Source organism: Pseudomonas sp. 2822-17, from assembly GCF_002742485.1.
Classification (GTDB): domain Bacteria; phylum Pseudomonadota; class Gammaproteobacteria; order Pseudomonadales; family Pseudomonadaceae; genus Aquipseudomonas; species Aquipseudomonas cyclaminis.
The window spans coordinates 1-437 of the sequence record NZ_LJRZ01000545.1; the positions used below are offsets into that span (position 1 = coordinate 1).

The following is a 437-nucleotide window of genomic DNA, read 5'->3' on the forward strand; positions in this document are numbered from 1 at the left end:
GTGAAAAAGAAAAAGGAAAGCGCAAGTTAAACTACTTACGAGCTGAACTGAATCTTAGGAACAAACGGCAAGAAAAGCGTAAGCAACTCGCTCTTCGAGGTGAGGGAAGTTTCTTAGACCAATAGGTGCTTAAGCTAGACAATGAGTCGAAAACATATACTTTCTTATACTATAAAAAAGGACGAAGAATAAATTCTTCGTCCTTTTAATAATATTTATACAAACTGAAATGGATCTGTGTGAACCTTCGATACCACAACCTCAGTATCATACTTCTTCGCTTCAATAAAGGTAGTGATGCGTTCTTTTACAGCTTGCTTCATTATCTTTTCTACATTGTGACCTGGATCTACAATGCTGAGTCCATCCATCATAGCATCATGGGCAACATGATAATACATATCACCAGTCACATAGACATCAGCACCTTTGAAAAG

The 437-nt window shown here is 37.3% G+C and carries 1 protein-coding gene; it reads right to left on the reverse strand.

Annotated features, from left to right (window positions below):
• Window positions 1–215: 215 nt before the first annotated feature.
• The coding region (locus tag AOA60_RS23135) for a Nif3-like dinuclear metal center hexameric protein (protein WP_178075399.1) at window positions 216–437 on the reverse strand (222 nt) is incomplete at its 5' end.